Origin of the sequence: Klebsiella spallanzanii, from assembly GCF_902158555.1 — a bacterium.
Lineage (GTDB): Bacteria > Pseudomonadota > Gammaproteobacteria > Enterobacterales > Enterobacteriaceae > Klebsiella > Klebsiella spallanzanii.
This window is the reverse complement of sequence record NZ_CABGGS010000002.1, coordinates 205,254-219,036: the sequence shown is the minus strand read 5'-3', so window position 1 is coordinate 219,036 and position 13,783 is coordinate 205,254. Positions and strand designations below refer to the sequence as shown.

Below are 13,783 nucleotides of genomic sequence, written 5' to 3'. Positions count from 1 at the left end.
TATCTGTTTGCTTTATGCTTTTGGGTTATCAATAAATTAAGCATATGTAGTGCATTGGCGAATTCGCACAAAATTTGTTTCATTCGACGGTTACGAGTAGACTTCGTGCCCTTGTTTCAAATCGGAGAAAGTACCATGAGCGAAACGGCAACCTGGCAGCCGAGCGCATCCATTCCAAATCTATTAAAACGTGCAGCGGTGATGACGGAAATTCGTCGTTTCTTTACCGACCGCGGCGTGCTGGAGGTGGAGACGCCCTGCATGAGTCAGGCGACGGTGACGGATATCCATATGGTCCCGTTTGAAACGCGTTTCGTAGGGCCGGGGCATTCTCAGGGACTGAACCTGTATCTGATGACCAGCCCGGAGTACCACATGAAGCGCCTGCTGGCTGCTGGCTGTGGCCCGGTGTTTCAGCTATGCCGTAGCTTCCGTAATGAAGAGATGGGGCGCCACCATAATCCGGAATTCACCATGCTGGAGTGGTATCGTCCGTGCTATGACATGTACCGGTTGATTAACGAAGTCGACGATCTGTTACAGCAGGTTCTGGACTGCCAGCCAGCCGAAAGCCTCTCTTATCAGCAGGCCTTCCAGCGTCATCTGGAAATAGACCCGCTGTCTGCGGATAAAACGCAGCTGCGCGAAGTCGCGGCGAAGCTGGATCTGAGCAATATTGCCGATACGGAAGAAGACCGGGACACGCTGCTCCAGTTGCTCTTTGCGATGGGCGTCGAGCCGCATATTGGTAAAGATCGCCCGACGTTTGTTTATCACTTCCCGGCAAGCCAGGCGTCGCTGGCGCAAATCAGCACCGAAGATCACCGCGTTGCAGAGCGTTTCGAGGTCTATTACAAAGGCATTGAACTGGCGAACGGTTTCCATGAGCTGACTGACGCGCGCGAACAGCGGCAGCGTTTTGAGCAGGATAACCGCAAGCGCGCGGCTCGCGGCCTGCCGCAACAGCCCATCGATCATAACCTGCTGGCAGCCCTGGAAGCAGGTTTGCCGGATTGCTCCGGCGTGGCGCTGGGCGTTGATCGCGTGGTGATGCTGGCGCTGGGTGCCGAAAGCATCGGCGACGTCATCTCCTTTACCGTCGACCGCGCCTGATTGTCCTCTCTGCTTCCCTTTCGATAATAGAAAGGGAAGCCCGCGCTTTTAGCCCTTATACCCACAAGAACCCTTCGGGCTTTTGCTACTATCCGCGCTCAATTTTTTGATTGTCTGACGTCACCCGTCTGTGACGCTCGCGTTTGGATAGATTTATGCACCAGCAAATTAAGAAGATGAGCCTGATTGGGCTGATTTTAATGATCTTCACCTCCGTATTTGGTTTTGCAAACAGCCCTTCCGCGTTTTACCTGATGGGCTATAGCGCGATGCCGTTTTATCTCTTCTCTGCTCTGTTTTTCTTTATCCCTTTTGCGCTGATGATGGCCGAGATGGGATCGGCTTATCGTAAGGAGGAGGGCGGGATTTATTCATGGATGAATCATAGCGTTGGTCCGCGTTTTGCGTTTATTGGCACCTTTATGTGGTTTTCATCCTATGTGGTCTGGATGGTCAGCACGGCGGCTAAAATTTGGGTGCCGTTTTCCACATTCTTATTCGGTGCGGATAAAACGCAATCCTGGGCTATCGCCGGGCTAACCTCAACGCAAACGGTCGGTATTCTTGCCGCCTGCTGGATGATACTGGTGACCTTTGTGGCGGTTAAGGGGATTAATAAAATCGCTAAAATTACCGCCGTCGGCGGGATCGCGGTAATGGGGTTGAATCTGGTGCTGTTGCTGGTGAGTCTGGCTATTTTACTGCTCAACGGCGGCCATTTTGCCCAGCCGCTGGATTTCACCGTATCGCCTAACCCTGGGTATCAATCTGGCCTGGCGATGCTGTCGTTTGTGGTTTTTGCCATATTTGCCTACGGCGGTATTGAAGCGGTTGGCGGGCTGGTGGATAAAACCGAGAAGCCGGAAAAGAACTTTGCGAAAGGGATTATTATCGCTGCGATCGTTATTTCTATTGGCTATTCGCTGGCGATTGTCCTGTGGGGCGTCAGCGCTAACTGGCAGCAGGTACTCAGTCATCGTTCGACCAACCTCGGTAATATCACCTATGTGCTGATGACCAGCCTTGGCGCAACCCTTGGCAATGCGATGCATCTGCCGCCTGCCGTTGCCGCAGCGACCGGATTATGGTTTGCCAGAATCACCGGACTATCGATGTTCCTCGCCTATACCGGCGCTTTTTTTACGCTGAGCTACTCGCCGCTGAAAGCGATCATCCAGGGGACGCCAAAAGCGCTCTGGCCCTCATCAATGACGCGAATTAATACTAACGGCATGCCAGCTAACGCTATGTGGTGGCAGTGTCTGCTGGTAAGCGTGTTTATTTTATTGGTTTCCTTTGGCGGCGATACCGCATCGGCGTTTTATAACAAGCTGACGCTGATGGCGAATGTCTCTATGACGCTGCCGTATCTGTTTTTAACGCTGGCATTTCCTTTCTTTAAGGCTAAACGGAATCTTGACCGCCCCTTTGTGATTTTCAAACATCGTGGCTCAACGCTGCTGGCGACCACCGTGGTTGTGCTGGTGGTCGCATTTGCGAATATCTTTACCGTGATTCAGCCGGTGATGGATGCGGGGGACTGGAGTAGCGCGATGTGGATGCTTGGCGGGCCGATTTTCTTTTCGCTACTGGCGTTGGGGATTTATGAGAATTACCGCCGACGTACGGCGGTAGAATTGGTGGTCGCTGAGCGCTAAAAGGCTGGCCTTGCCTGCGTTCAGGCAAGGCCATACTTTTACAGACTACCGGGCGAACGGCTGGTTTTCCCCGCCGATGTCAGCGATCTGCTGCTTTTTCTGCCATCAATGCTTTCCAGACGCATCTGGAACGGCGGGAACGGCATATCAATACCGTGTTCGCGGAATCCAGCCAGAATCAGCTGGTGCATCTCGTGGCGCAGCGGCATGCGGTGGCCCATTTCGGCGGCGAAAATACGCAGCTCGAAAATCTGGATCCCCTGCTGCAGGTCAACCAGGAAAGCTTCCGGGGCGGGGGGGTCAATGACCAACGAGCAGCGATGCGCGGCGGTCAGCAGGATCTGCGCCACCTCTTCGGTATTGGCATCCACTGGCGCAGGTACCGTTAAGACCACGCGGGTAACGGAATCCGACAACGACCAGTTGATAAACTGTTCGGTGATGAACGCCTTGTTTGGCACGATAATCTCTTTGCGGTCCCAGTCGCTGATAGTCGTAGCGCGGGTGTTGATGCGCGTAACGCTGCCGGTGAGGTCGCGGATAGTCACCGTATCGCCGATACGTATTGGCTTCTCAAACAGGATAATCAGGCCGGAGATAAAGTTGGCGAAGATCTCCTGCAAACCAAAACCGAGGCCGACACCGAGGGCGGCAATGAGCCACTGCAGCTTCGACCACTCAATCCCAATCATCGAGAAGCCGACCAGGCCACCGATCAGCATCAGCAGATATTTGGTAATGGTGGTGATGGCGTAGCCGGTTCCTGGCGTCAGCTCCAGGTGTTGAAGAATTGCCAGCTCCAGCAAGGCCGGCAGGTTGCGCACCAACTGAGTGGTAATAATCAGCACCAGGATGGCAATGAGCACCGCGCCAAGGGTAATCGGCTCCAGGCTCTCAACTCCCTGCACCGTAGAGGTCACGTCCCACAGCGAGATGTTTTCCAGGAAACCGAATGCGGAATGGATCTCCGACCACAGCACGATGACCGACACCAGTGCGATAAGCATTAGCAGAGAGCGTACCAGACGTAATGACTGGGTGCTGATGGCATCGAGATCGACCTCGCTGACCTCGGCTTCCATTGAACCTTCCGGGCTGCTGGTATGCTGCACTTCTTCTTCACCACGAGCCCGCTGGGCGAGGATCTCCGCCCGTCGGTGCTTCGCGCGATCGAACGCCAGGCGGCGGCGCTGAATTAGCATCCAGCGGCGAATGATGTGATAAACCACCAGCAGCAGGAACCAGATGGCAACCGAGGTTTCAAGTCTGGCAAGCAGCGCCTGCGATGTGGCGAGGTAGCCAACCGCCGCCGCCAGCATCGCCACCAGCGGCGCGCCGAGCAGCATATTCCATAGCAGCCGGTTCACCATATTGTCGCCGCTACCTTCTTTATCGAGATACAGCGGTATTCCGGCGCGTTTCAGGCTTAGGGTTACCATCGCCAGCGCGCCGCAAATCAGCATAAAGCAGAGGCGGCCCAGCGAGGCGGAGAACTCGCGATCGTTGAGATTATCGAAGGTAATCAGCGCCATAATGAGCGGCACAATCAGCCCGATGCTCATCAGATAGTAGCGCATTGCTTTGCTGACGCGGCTGCGCGGCCAGCCAAAGTGGGCAATGAACAGGCCGTTCGGACGGGCGAAGGTCGCGCAAATCATTACCACCCACAGCAGCGGCACTGTTGCGGTGACGCTATCGCCAATCGCCACGGCCAGCGGGAAAGGCCAGGCAGACTGCAGACCGTAGCCCAGCGTCATCCACAGAACCGGCAGCGGCGAGGCCACCAGTATTGACCAGAATACCGTGCGCAGCGTAAGCCAGAAGTGATCCTGGGTAACCTTACCCACACGCGCGCTGGAGCGCTCGAGGAAGCTGGTGAAGTGGCGGCGCGAGCTGATGCTGAACCCGACCAGAATGAGCGCAACGAAGAGCGGCAGGATGGTCTCTTTGCTGGTCAACATCATCATGCTGGCTTTGCCGAGTTGGCTCATGGTATCGAGCGAGATCAGACGGCGTAAGTCCTGAACTATCTCCAGAGGCCATGAGAAACCAATTGGGCTGACGTCGGAGGTCCAGAACAGATAGCGGTGGGTCGCTTCGTTTATCTCTTTTAGCGCATCCTCCAGTTGACCGTTAGCGACTTTCAGCTTGGTCAGTTCGAGCATAAGCGTATCGCCGCCGCGCAACAGTGAGTTAAGCAGCTCTGTCTGCGTACGCATCTGGGCCTGCAAAATGCGGTTCTGCTCGCTGGTGAGCGGTTCGCCGTCCGCCTGACGAATTTGTCTTAGCTGCGGCTGTTTGCTGAGCTGATCCTCATAGCGCAGGCGCTGGACACGCAGCTGAGCCATTTCCGTATCCAACTGCTGTGGTCGCGGTATTTCCGGCAGCCGTGCTACCTGCGCGCGCAAGGCCTCGCCAAGCAGATTGGACGAACCCAGCCACTGGGACTGTTCGCGCAGGGTATTTAAGGCCTGGCGCACCTGTAGGGTTTGATTGGTTGCCTGACGCTGCTGCGAGGCGATCAAATCCATCCGCTGGGCCTGCTGGTTCAGCGCCTGCGACAGCTCGCGGTTAACTTTGAATTGCGCTTCGATATCCGGCGGCAGATTTTCGCTGTTTTCCGCCAGAAGTTCGGTGCTTTCCAGCGCTTTTTCCGCCTCGCGCTGCCGTTGGTTATTGAGCTGGTTACGCAGCGCCTGCAGCCAGGCGTCGAGCTGTTCGCTCTCTTTCTGCGCCAGCTCGGAGCGCATCCGCGACAGCTCCTGGCGGTTATTCGCGGAAAGCTGCGCCAGGTCCAGTTCATCGACCAGCGCTTTCAGTCGTGCGGATTCCGCCTGCAGGCTAAGATTCTGCGCCTGCGCTAGCGGCGTATTGCTGTTTTGCGCGCCAATCCGGCGTTCAACCTCGTTCAACTGACGGCGGGCATCGCTCTGCTGCTGAGGCAACTGGTTGAGCGAGTCGGCAATGTCGCGGGCGCGATCCTGTTCCTGCTGAGCTTTACGGCTGGCTTCCAGCAACTGGCTGCTGACCTGGAGAATCTCCTGGTTCAGCGCATCAGAGGTGAGGGTAGTGGAAACCTGGCGCGGCTCATCGCTCAGATTATTGAGCTGCGCGCGCAGGGTTTGCGAGAGTTTGGGGAAGTTATCGATAACATCCTGGTACTGCCGGGCGCGCTCAAGAGAAGTATTACGCTCCTCAAGCGCGTTCAGGGCAGATTGCAGAACTTCAACGGTTTCAGGCTGGGCGGGTTTCGCCGCCTTCGCCTGTTCCAGTTCCTGAGCTATCTGTTTAGCATCCGGGGCTGTCGCTGCGTACGCCCCGAAACTGAGGCACCAGGCCAGCAGGAAAGTGTATATCAGGCGCACGGCGTAACCTTTTTCTCTCAGGAATTAACCTTCGTCTTGTTTATCGTCAACCAGCGGGCTGGCGGTATGTTCAGCACGGACTTCCTCAGCCGGTAGCGGAGCAGGTTCATCCGGGGTAATGGCTTCAGGCGCGAGCGCCAGCGGTTGGCCTATTTTGGTTACCGACAAGCTTTGTAACTGCTCAACCAGCTTCACCTGGCCTGGAGCAAACAGGTTGATAACCGTAGAGCCCAGCTTAAAGCGGCCCATCTCCTGGCCTTTAAGCAGAGCGACGGAGCCTTCGCTATCACCAGCAGGCCAGGTCCATCGCTTAATGATGCCTTCGCGCGGCGGCGTTACGGTACCGGACCATACGGTTTCAATGCTGCCGACGATAGTGGCGCCAACCAGAATTTGTACCATTGGGCCAAACTCAGTGTCGAACAGGCAGATGACACGTTCATTGCGGGCAAACAGGTTCGGTACGTTTTGCGCGGTCAGGTGATTCACGGAGAACAGATCGCCAGGCACATAAATCATTTCGCGCAGAATACCGTTGCACGGCATATGAACGCGGTGGTAGTCGCGCGGCGAGAGATAGGTTGTGACAAAGCTGCCGTTGCGGAACAGGTCGGCCATCTGATAGTTGCCGGCCAGCAGCGCTTCAAGGCTGTAGTTGTGGCCCTTGGCCTGTAAAATTTTGTCGTCTTCAATCGCCCCCAACTGGCTGATGACGCCATCGGCAGGCATGACAAGTACGCCAGGATCGGTGTTTAACGGGCGGACGTCATCACGCAGCGGGCGAACAAAGAAGTCGTTAAAGGTGCGATAGCTGGCGGTGTCAGGCTTCTGCGCCTCTTTCATATCGACCTTGTAGTATTTCACGAACAGATCGATGACCAGTTTTGTCAGCCAGCCTGCTCGCTTGCGCGCACCCCAGCCTGCGAGGCGGGTGAGCCACAGTTTAGGCAGAATGTATTGCAGTGAAAGTTTAAGATCGTTTAACAAGGTAGCCTCCAGGCCATGATTTGTCGTTCCTGACCCCGCGCGTCAGCGGGGGTCTGAAAAAAAAGGGGACGATTCTAACGATGCTCAGCTTAAATGTCAGTCATCGGTTGATGAAAAGCTTTTACGCGTTTTTACCTGTACCTGCGCCATACTTTCCAGAATGCGATGATAGTTTTCAAAGCGGCTTTCGGCGATTTCGCCATTTTCCACCGCTTCACGAATGGCGCAGCCCGGATCGGTATCGTGTTTGCAGTCGCGGTATTTGCAACGGCCTAAATAATCATGGAATTCGACAAAGCCGTGGGTGATTTGTTCCGCGTCGAGATGCCAGAGGCCGAACTCGCGTACGCCCGGCGAGTCAATGACATCGCCGCCGTGCGGGAAGTGGTACAGGCGTGCGGCCGTGGTGGTGTGCTGCCCCAGACCGGAGACATCAGAAACGTCGTTCGTGAGGATTTGATCATCCTGCAGGCCTAATAGAGCATTCAGCAAGCTCGATTTTCCTACCCCGGACTGGCCGGCAAAGATGCTGATACGGTCGGTGAGCGCCTCTTCGAGCGGCTTTAAACCATCCTGAGTGCGGCTGGAAACCATCAGAACGCGATAGCCAATATGGCGATAAATATCCATTTGCTCGTTGACGAAGTCCATGCTCTCCTGGTCCAGGAGATCGATCTTATTGAGGACAATCAGCGGCTCAACGTTCAGCGTCTCGCAGGCCACGAGATAGCGATCGATAATATTAGGAGAAAGCTCAGGTAAGATCGCGGAAACAATGACAATCTGATTGATATTGGCAGCGATGGGTTTGACGCCGTCGTAGAAATCCGGGCGCGTCAGCACGGATGTTCGTTCATGAACGGCTTCAACGATGCCCTTAACGTTCACGCCGTCAGCTTCGCTTTTGCCGGGCCGCCAGACCACGCGATCGCCGGTAACCAGCGAACGAATAGTGCGGCGAATATTACAACGGTGGACGCTACCGTCGGCGGATTCGACATCGGCATGCATGCCAAAGCGGCTAATGACGATCCCTTCGGATTTCTCACCGAACAGGTTGTCATCAAAATCGGCCTTCTCCGAAGTCGTTTTCAGGCGGCGCTGGTGGTTGGCCTTCACGCGGCGCTGTTGGCCTTTGGAGAGTTTATTTTTACTCAATCGAACTGGCTCCTGGTCGCCCTGTACGGGCAAAACCTCTATGATACACGCTATTTTAGATGAATATAGTGACGTAAGAAGGGTGGAAAATAACATGAGTGCAGATGAAAACAACCTGATTTGGATCGATCTTGAAATGACGGGGCTGGATCCGGAGCGCGATCGCATCATTGAAATCGCCACCCTGGTGACTGACGCAAATCTGAACATTCTGGCGGAAGGCCCGACGATTGCCGTGCATCAGTCCGATGCGCAACTGGCATTGATGGACGAGTGGAACGTGCGTACCCATACCGGCAGCGGGCTGGTGGAGCGGGTAAAGGCGAGTACCCAGGGCGATCGCGAAGCAGAGCTGGCGACGATTGAATTTCTCAAAAAATGGGTACCGGCCGGTAAGTCGCCGATCTGCGGCAATAGCATCGGCCAGGATCGTCGCTTCTTGTTTAAATATATGCCAGAACTGGAAGCGTACTTTCACTACCGCTATCTGGACGTCAGCACGCTGAAAGAGCTGGCACGTCGCTGGAAGCCGGAAATTCTCGACGGCTTTAAGAAACAAGGGACGCATCAGGCGATGGATGATATTCGTGAGTCGGTGGCTGAACTGGCTTACTATCGCGAGCACTTCATTAAGCTTTAATGTTTGTGCCGGGGCCAGAAGCGCCCCGGCAATATTTTCTGCTATTTAAACCACTTCTGTTCCATTTCCAGGAATTCTGGCGACGCTTTGACGGCGTCCAGCGCAGCATTGAGGTTATTCAGCAGCTCCGGGTCATCTTTACGCACCGCAATGGCGAACTGCTTACCGTAATAGCCGGGATCCGTGGCGCGCTCGTCCATAATGGCGTAGTCGGGATTATCCTGTAGCCATTGCGTCAGCGTTTCCTGATCGCCGATCACTCCGCTAATCACGCCTTCTTTCAGCGCGTTTAAGGCACTTTCGTCACTCTCAAAAGGTACGGAATGTACGGCTTTTTGTTTGTCTCGCAGGTAATGTTGATGAATAGTGCCTTTCACGACGCCGATTTTTTTGTCTTTCAGATCGGTAAACGTGTGGGCTGTGTCCTTCGCTGTGACCACCACGCCGGATAGCTCCTGACGATAGGGATGGCTGAAAGCGACCTGCTTTTCTCGCATGGGAATCACTTCAATACCGGCGATAACGGCGTCGAATTTCTTAAAGCGCAGCGCCGGGATGAGCGTATCGAAACCCTGGGGGGTAAATTTGCATTCAACCTGCATCTGCTTGCACAGCGCGTTGGCCAGATCGATATCAAAACCCGTGGGCTGATTTTTACCATTGACGGTTTCATACGGTGGATTGGCCGTTGTTGTCCCAAAATGTAGCGTTGTTGCCGATGCTGTTCCCGTAGTAAGCGTAGTCAGCAGCAGGACGGTAAGCGCTTTTTTCATTTTATTTCCCTGGTTGTCATCGTTGTTGACCGTCAGCGGGCGGTATCCGCCGATAAACTTGAGCGATTTTGCGCCTTTAGCCGGGCTGGAAAAAGCTATTTTGCCGCATGTGATGGTTATTTAGGCAATTTAAGAGTATGTCTGGTGATAAAGTGGTCACTTGAACCAAAAACAAAAAAAATTGCTCTCAGGGGGGTTGCAGGTAAATCGAATTCTCGTATAATGCGCCTCCCGTGACGAAGCAGAAATGCAAATCACGACGCCATAGAAATATGGTCAGAAGTACGCGGGAATAGCTCAGTTGGTAGAGCACGACCTTGCCAAGGTCGGGGTCGCGAGTTCGAGTCTCGTTTCCCGCTCCAAAAATTTGAAAAGTACCATCCTAATCACAGGATTTCGAGTTGTGGCAAGGCAGCAACTGAACGAATCTTTAGGAGCTTACTTAAGTAAGTGACTAAAGTGACTAAAGTGAGTGAAGGCAGCTAACGCAGAAGCAGCTTGAAAGACGAAGATTAAGCGGGAATAGCTCAGTTGGTAGAGCACGACCTTGCCAAGGTCGGGGTCGCGAGTTCGAGTCTCGTTTCCCGCTCCAAAATTTGAAAGTCACCACACCCAAGCGGGAATAGCTCAGTTGGTAGAGCACGACCTTGCCAAGGTCGGGGTCGCGAGTTCGAGTCTCGTTTCCCGCTCCAAAGTTTCTTATCACACACATTTTATCCACAGCGCAAGAAGGCGCCGGGGATGATTTTCGTTGTGTCCTGAAAATACTGTGAACAGACTTATCCACAGGTTAATCTTTTGTCTTAATTCAGGTTAATACTTCACTATGTAAATAGTATTTATTTATCTTGTTGAAATACAATAAGAAAATTTCATTTCAAAGTGTTAACCCGATCGCTTGACGAATGTCTGCATGTTGATACGCAATGTGTTTTTATTTTTATTCACACCCTGTGAATGAATCAGGCATCTCTTGGTAGCCCTTTTTCAACCACTCTGACCAGCCGCAGTTTCTTCGGCAATTGCACCTCAATCACGTTGGCATTTCTCTTCGCAATTTGCTGCGCAATCGCCCATTCAATGTGTTCGTCCAGAAGTGGGTGCTCACCTCGGCGGCTCTCGAGAGCCTGCAGATTAGCTTCATCCCATGGCGCATTTCCCAATGCGACGGCGATATTACGCAGCCAGCGCAGATGACCAATACGGCGAATGGCCGATCCTTCCGTCACTTTTAAAAAATAAGGCTCGTTCCAGGCGAACAGCTCCAGTAGCGCAGGCGCATGGAGCGCTTTACGCGGACTGAAGTCATCTTCATCGGTTAACTGCGCGAAGCGGTTCCACGGGCAGATTAGCTGGCAGTCATCGCAGCCATAGATGCGGTTGCCGATCAGCGGGCGAAACTCTTCCGGGATTGCACCTTCCAGCTCGATGGTCAGATAGGAAATGCAGCGCCGGGCATCAACGGTATAAGGTTCAACAATGGCGCCGGTCGGGCAAATCGTCATGCAGGCAACACAACGCCCGCACTCCTCTTCGACGGGTTGGTCGATGGGCAGAGGGAGGTCGATAAGCAACTCACCGAGAAAGAAAAACGATCCTGCATCGCGACTGAGGATAAGTGAGTGCTTACCTGTCCAGCCAAGCCCTGCTTTTTCAGCTAAAGGGCGCTCAAGAATCGGCGCGGAATCGACAAAAGGTCTAAAATTGAGCGAAGCACACTGTCCCTGAATCATCTCGCCTAGTTTTTTCAGGCGGTTACGTAGCAGTTTATGATAGTCCCGCCCAAGGGCATAGCGGCTAACGTAGCCCAGCATGGGATCTTTCAGGGTGCGGGCGAAAGCGGCGTTAGCGGGCAGATAGTTCATTCTCACGCTAATCACGCGTAACGTACCGGGCTGGAGTTCGTGAGGGCGTGCGCGCATCATTCCATGGCGCGCCATCCACTCCATTTCGCCGTGGTATTGTTTATCCAGCCACGCCTGCAGTTTAGGTTCACTGGCGCTCAGGTTGGTATCGGTAATACCGACCTGCTGGAACCCTAACTCTGTGCCCCATTGTTTAATTTGTTGCGCTAACTGATTGAGATCGAGGGGCTGTGACATGATGGACCATACAATGACGAAAAACACCGACAGTATACCACACATCATCTGGTCGACGGATGCACTACGACTAGCGGAAAAAGAGGCGGCGGATACCCTCGGGATGACGTTATTTGAACTGATGCGCCGTGCGGGCGAGGCGGCTTTTCAGCTTGCCTGTACGCACTATCCGGCCAGCCAGCACTGGTTGATTCTCTGCGGCCACGGCAATAACGGCGGTGACGGCTATGTGGTGGCCCGCCTGGCGCATGCGCGAGGGATTCAGGTTACGCTGCTGGCGCTGGATAGCGAGAAACCGCTGCCGGAAGAGGCTGGCATTGCGCGTGAAGAGTGGCTGAATGCGGGCGGCACGATTCATGCCGCCAATATTGACTGGCCAGAAGGAATCACTCTGATTATTGACGGCCTGCTCGGTACCGGTCTACAGAACGCTCCGCGGGAAAACGTCGCGGAACTCATTGCATGTGCGAACGCATATCCGGCACCGGTTGTCGCGCTGGATATCCCCTCGGGGCTGAATGCGCAGACCGGTGCGACGCCGGGAGCGGTTATCAACGCCGCGCATACCATTACCTTTATCGCGCTTAAACCTGGGCTGCTAACCGGTAAAGCTCGCGATGTCGTGGGCAAGCTGCATCATCATGCTCTGGGGCTTGAGCGCTGGCTGGCAGGCCAGACGACGGTTCTTAGTCGATTCGATGCCTCACAGCTCTCCGGTTGGCTACCGCCGCGACGCCCAACATCGCACAAAGGGGATCACGGTAAGCTGGTGATTATCGGCGGTGAGCCGGGGACCGCAGGCGCTATCAGGATGAGCGGTGAGGCGGCGCTGCGCGCGGGGGCTGGGCTGGTGCGAGTACTGACTCATAAAGACAATATTGCGCCTGTGCTGACCGCCAGACCTGAGCTAATGGTCCATGAGCTGACGTCTCACTCACTGGACGAAAGTCTGCAATGGGCGGATATTGTGGCGATTGGGCCGGGGCTGGGCCAGCGTGAGTGGGGAAAAAATGCGCTGCGTCAGGTAGAGACGTTTCGCAAACCGATGGTCTGGGATGCGGATGCGCTGAACCTGCTGGCAATCAATCCTGATAAACGTCACAATCGCGTGCTGACGCCGCATCCCGGCGAAGCCGCCCGTCTGCTGAACGTCACTGTGGCAGAAGTTGAAAGCGATCGCTTACATTCTGCGCAACGTCTGGTAAAACGTTATGGTGGCGTCGTGGTGCTGAAAGGTGCAGGTACGATAGTGGCGAATGAAACCGGCGAGATGGGCATTATCGATGCGGGTAACGCTGGGATGGCCAGCGGCGGGATGGGCGATGTGCTGACCGGCATTATTGCTGCATTGTTAGGGCAGCACTTAACGCCGTATGATGCAGCCTGCGCCGGATGTGTTGTTCACGGCGAAGCCGCCGATCGGCTGGCGGCCAGAAACGGTACTCGCGGAATGCTGGCGACCGATCTTTTTTCCACGCTCAGGCGTGTTGTTAACCCGGATGTGATTGACGTAGACCATGATTAACCGAGTGATTCCTTTACCCGATGAGCAGGCGACCTTAAGCCTTGGCAACCGCGTAGCACAGGCGTGTACTGGTGCGACGGTCATCTATTTGTATGGCGATTTAGGCGCGGGTAAGACGACCTTTAGCCGCGGTTTTCTTCACGCTCTCGGCCACCGTGGCAACGTGAAAAGTCCGACCTATACGCTGGTCGAGCCTTATAGCCTCGACAATTTGATGGTCTATCACTTCGATCTGTATCGCCTGGCGGATCCCGAAGAACTCGAGTTTATGGGGATCCGCGATTACTTTACTGACGATGCTATTTGTCTGGTGGAGTGGCCGCAGCAGGGCACAGGCGTACTGCCGGACCCGGATGTTGAAATTCACCTTGAGTATCAGGCACAAGGGCGTGAGGCGCGCGTAACGGCGGTCTCCTCATTAGGTGAGTCTTTATTGGCGCGTTTGGCTAATTAGCCTGAAGG

The 13,783-nt window shown here is 54.6% G+C and carries 10 protein-coding genes and 3 tRNA genes; 8 read left to right on the top strand and 5 right to left on the bottom strand.

Going from position 1 to position 13,783, the window contains the following annotated elements; translation table 11 throughout:
* The first annotated feature begins 135 nt into the window (after positions 1-135).
* Positions 136-1,113 carry an elongation factor P--(R)-beta-lysine ligase gene (epmA, locus tag FN082_RS04545; protein ID WP_139540928.1) on the top strand — a complete coding sequence of 326 codons (978 nt, stop codon included), beginning with the start codon at positions 136-138 and terminating at the stop codon, positions 1,111-1,113.
* A 155-nt stretch (positions 1,114-1,268) separates the two neighbouring features.
* A complete protein-coding gene (yjeM, locus tag FN082_RS04540) occupies positions 1,269-2,771 on the top strand; it encodes a glutamate/gamma-aminobutyrate family transporter YjeM (RefSeq protein WP_139540929.1) in 1,503 nt (500 codons plus the stop codon).
* Positions 2,772-2,809: 38 nt separating this feature from the next.
* On the opposite strand, the gene mscM is transcribed toward yjeM, so the two are convergent.
* The 3 genes from mscM to rsgA all read right to left on the bottom strand — a co-directional run bounded on the left by mscM (position 2,810) and on the right by rsgA (position 8,281).
* Complete coding sequence (mscM, locus tag FN082_RS04535; RefSeq protein WP_142981197.1) at positions 2,810-6,136, bottom strand: miniconductance mechanosensitive channel MscM; 3,327 nt, start codon at positions 6,134-6,136, stop codon at positions 2,810-2,812.
* 24 nt (positions 6,137-6,160) lie between these two features.
* Complete coding sequence (gene asd, locus FN082_RS04530; RefSeq protein ID WP_139540931.1) at positions 6,161-7,123, bottom strand: archaetidylserine decarboxylase; 963 nt, start codon at positions 7,121-7,123, stop codon at positions 6,161-6,163.
* Between the two features lie 96 nt (positions 7,124-7,219).
* Positions 7,220-8,281: a small ribosomal subunit biogenesis GTPase RsgA gene (gene rsgA, locus FN082_RS04525; RefSeq protein WP_139540932.1), complete on the bottom strand. Its 1,062-nt coding sequence runs from the start codon at positions 8,279-8,281 to the stop codon at positions 7,220-7,222.
* Between the two features lie 94 nt (positions 8,282-8,375).
* Between rsgA and orn the strand changes: the two genes are divergently transcribed.
* The gene (gene orn, locus FN082_RS04520; protein ID WP_004097954.1) at positions 8,376-8,921 is read left to right on the top strand and encodes an oligoribonuclease; all 546 of its coding nucleotides are present in this window, start codon (positions 8,376-8,378) and stop codon (positions 8,919-8,921) included.
* A 41-nt stretch (positions 8,922-8,962) separates the two neighbouring features.
* Here the strand turns inward: orn and FN082_RS04515 are convergent, their stop codons facing one another.
* The gene (locus FN082_RS04515; protein ID WP_139540933.1) at positions 8,963-9,694 is read right to left on the bottom strand and encodes an arginine ABC transporter substrate-binding protein; all 732 of its coding nucleotides are present in this window, start codon (positions 9,692-9,694) and stop codon (positions 8,963-8,965) included.
* Positions 9,695-9,980: 286 nt separating this feature from the next.
* Between FN082_RS04515 and FN082_RS04510 the strand changes: the two genes are divergently transcribed.
* From FN082_RS04510 to FN082_RS04500, 3 genes are all read left to right on the top strand, one after another.
* Positions 9,981-10,056: transfer RNA gene (locus FN082_RS04510), tRNA-Gly, on the top strand.
* Between the two features lie 154 nt (positions 10,057-10,210).
* Positions 10,211-10,286 (top strand) — tRNA-Gly (locus FN082_RS04505).
* 24 nt (positions 10,287-10,310) lie between these two features.
* A tRNA-Gly gene (locus FN082_RS04500) sits at positions 10,311-10,386 on the top strand.
* Between the two features lie 270 nt (positions 10,387-10,656).
* On the opposite strand, the gene queG is transcribed toward FN082_RS04500, so the two are convergent.
* Positions 10,657-11,796 (bottom strand): tRNA epoxyqueuosine(34) reductase QueG, encoded by a 1,140-nt coding sequence (gene queG / locus FN082_RS04495; RefSeq protein ID WP_139540934.1) that lies wholly within the window; start codon positions 11,794-11,796, stop codon positions 10,657-10,659.
* A 13-nt stretch (positions 11,797-11,809) separates the two neighbouring features.
* Here queG and nnr point away from each other — a divergent pair, with 13 nt between their 5' ends.
* On the top strand, positions 11,810-13,321 hold the full coding sequence (gene nnr / locus FN082_RS04490) for a bifunctional ADP-dependent NAD(P)H-hydrate dehydratase/NAD(P)H-hydrate epimerase (RefSeq protein WP_180349652.1): 1,512 nt from the start codon (positions 11,810-11,812) through the stop codon (positions 13,319-13,321).
* Positions 13,314-13,775: a tRNA (adenosine(37)-N6)-threonylcarbamoyltransferase complex ATPase subunit type 1 TsaE gene (tsaE, locus tag FN082_RS04485; protein ID WP_139540936.1), complete on the top strand. Its 462-nt coding sequence runs from the start codon at positions 13,314-13,316 to the stop codon at positions 13,773-13,775. The genes nnr and tsaE overlap by 8 nt, the downstream gene beginning before the upstream one ends.
* Positions 13,776-13,783: the final 8 nt, after the last annotated feature.

Excerpts from the sequence above, each read along its gene's own strand:
- epmA (WP_139540928.1), top strand. The coding sequence starts at position 136 with ATGAGCGAAACGGCAACCTGGCAGCCGAGCGCATCCATTCCAAATCTA.
- yjeM (WP_139540929.1), top strand. The coding sequence starts at position 1,269 with ATGCACCAGCAAATTAAGAAGATGAGCCTGATTGGGCTGATTTTAATG.
- orn (WP_004097954.1), top strand. The coding sequence starts at position 8,376 with ATGAGTGCAGATGAAAACAACCTGATTTGGATCGATCTTGAAATGACG.
- FN082_RS04515 (WP_139540933.1), bottom strand. The coding sequence starts at position 9,694 with ATGAAAAAAGCGCTTACCGTCCTGCTGCTGACTACGCTTACTACGGGA.
- queG (WP_139540934.1), bottom strand. The coding sequence starts at position 11,796 with ATGTCACAGCCCCTCGATCTCAATCAGTTAGCGCAACAAATTAAACAA.
- nnr (WP_180349652.1), top strand. The coding sequence starts at position 11,810 with ATGACGAAAAACACCGACAGTATACCACACATCATCTGGTCGACGGAT.
- tsaE (WP_139540936.1), top strand. The coding sequence starts at position 13,314 with ATGATTAACCGAGTGATTCCTTTACCCGATGAGCAGGCGACCTTAAGC.